The organism is uncultured Campylobacter sp., assembly GCF_938030815.1.
Taxonomy (GTDB): Bacteria; Campylobacterota; Campylobacteria; order Campylobacterales; family Campylobacteraceae; genus Campylobacter_B.
Genome location: NZ_CALHII010000196.1, coordinates 1 through 2274, shown reverse-complemented (window position 1 = coordinate 2274; position 2274 = coordinate 1). Strand labels below are relative to the sequence as shown.

Sequence of the window (2274 nt, the reverse complement as noted above, 5' to 3'; positions counted from 1 at the left end):
GTAAAGTAAGCTCGATTTTTACCTGTCAAAATGAATTTCCTAAGCAGGCGGTGCAAAAAAACGCGCAAAATTAACACGATGCTTCTTTTGAAGCTTCTGCTGCTATACAATATCGTGCAAAGAGCCAGCCAAATAAACGAAATAGCCCGTTAAAGTAAAATTTTGTTTTTGCTGGCCGAGATAGAATTTGGCAAGTTAAGATAAAATTCCATTTACCGAGGTAAAATTGCAAAGAAGAATTTTGCCCGTAACTTTGACTTTTAAATTTTACCTTAACGGCTCATTGCTGGGTACACGCGAGCTGCGGGCTTCGAGCTGAATTTATCTTGACGCAGGCGCCTTGGCGGTGAGTAAAGATAAGATCGTGGTTTTAAATTTATGGAGATTTTAGATGAATAAATATGAATATTTTGCCGACGACGATGACGGGCACGACTTCGCAGGAACATCTGATCTAGCGGGCATAGAGCTTGCGAAAAGACGAGCTATGGAGGATCTGACGGATGAGGAGCTAGAGGATAAGCTTGCCGCGGATCTTTCCGTAAAACGAAACTACGCGGGCGCAGCGGGCGGTTACGACGATTTTACTAGCTTGGGATTCGAAAGTTCAGGCTTTACAAATACCCAAAACTATCTAAATTCAGAAAGCGGCGGAACAAAATTTAATAAAAGCAACAAAGTAAAATTAAAAGGACGCGACGACGTAAATCTTTCAGTCACTCGCGGTAGCGAGAAATCCGCAACTGGAGCGAGCTACGGCGATTTTGCAGGTGCCAATTTTACCGGCAAGGTGGATTATGCGGCGTTTGCGGGTGCGAACTTTGCAAGCACGCAAAATCAAAATTACGCGGATATGGGCGTGCAGGATTATTCAAGCCTTGCCGCAGGGCGCAGCTATGGCAGTTTTGCTGGCGCACAGGACGAGCTACTACGTAACTACGATGCCGAGAAAAAAAAGGAGAAAAATCTCACGCTTTATCAGCTTTTAGTCGTTTATCTGTTAATCGGATTTGCGTTCTTGCTGACGGTGCCGGCGATTTACATCCGCAACGAAATTTATTACATCAGCCGCGACATCGCCGCGCTTCGTACCAAGCACGAGGTTTTGCTTGAGGAAAATCGCGCGCTTAACAACGACATCGAATATCTGCGCTACAAAAATGAAATTTTAGATCCGCAAAGCGTGCAAGAAAATGGGCGCTGATGGGATTTTGCTCGCGGCGTTTGCATTTTTTGCTGCGCTAGTGCTTGCCCTGCTGATCGCGCTCGTGCTACAAAACCGCCGCATAAGCGATGCAAACTCCACGCTTAGCGAGCTTTTAAACGAAAGGCTCACAGCTCAAAGTGCGAGAGCAAGTGCCGAGCTTTTTAAGCTAAATCAAAGCCTAAACGACGGCTTTAACGATAAGCTCTATTATCTTAATAGATCCCTGAGCGAGGGCTTGCAGCGCCAAAACAGCGCTCTTAGCGAGAATTTAAGCTCGCTGGATCGCGGCTTTAAGGACATAGCGGAAAATTTAGCGCGAATGAGCGAGCAAAACAAAACTTCGCTTCAGGTGCGTGACGAAATCGCAAGGCTAAACTCGATTTTAGGCAACGTCAAGCTGCGTGGCAACTTCGGCGAGTACCGATTAGAGAGAATTTTATCGATGATTTATGGGCAAAACGCCGCGTTTTACGAGCTGCAAAAGCACCTACCAAACGGCAGGATCGCGGACTGCGCGCTACATATCGCAAAAGAAAAAATTCTTTGCATCGACTCAAAATTTCCACTTCAAAGCTATGAAAAAATTATCGCCGCCTCCGCCTCAAACGACGCCGCAGTGCTTGCTAGTGCGGATAAGCAACTCGCCGCCGATATGAAAAAGCATGCCGCAGATATCGCGGAAAAATACATCATACCGCCTCTTAGCACGGAGTTTGCGGTGCTATTCGTGCCCAGCGAAGCGGTTTTCGTCTACGTCTGCGAGAAGCTGCCGCAGGTGCTTGAATACTGCGCGCAAATCGGCATTTTTGCGGCATCACCCACGACGCTACTGGCGCTTTTAGGCACGATCCGCATCTTCGTAAAAGACGAGGCGCTAGCGCAAAATATAAAATCGGTAAAAGATGAAATTTACGCGCTAAAATCGGACTTTGAGACGCATGCTAAGTATGCGACGGCGCTTCAAACATACGCAGATAAGCTCGCCGCGCAAGCGGAGCTTTTAAACAAAAATGCAAAATCTCTAAAAGCCCGCTTTGAGCGTTTTGGCGAGCTGTAATGAGGCAAAC

General features: G+C 46.7%; 2 protein-coding genes. Both read left to right on the top strand.

Features of this window, described 5'->3' with window-relative positions; all coding sequences use genetic code 11:
- Positions 1–391 precede the first annotated feature (391 nt).
- Positions 392–1204: a hypothetical protein gene (locus Q0277_RS11190; RefSeq protein WP_366517333.1), complete on the top strand. Its 813-nt coding sequence runs from the start codon at positions 392–394 to the stop codon at positions 1202–1204.
- A complete protein-coding gene (locus Q0277_RS07545; protein WP_297996960.1) occupies positions 1194–2264 on the top strand; it encodes a DNA recombination protein RmuC in 1071 nt (356 codons plus the stop codon). Before Q0277_RS11190 ends, Q0277_RS07545 begins: the two co-directional genes overlap by 11 nt.
- Positions 2265–2274 lie beyond the last annotated feature (10 nt).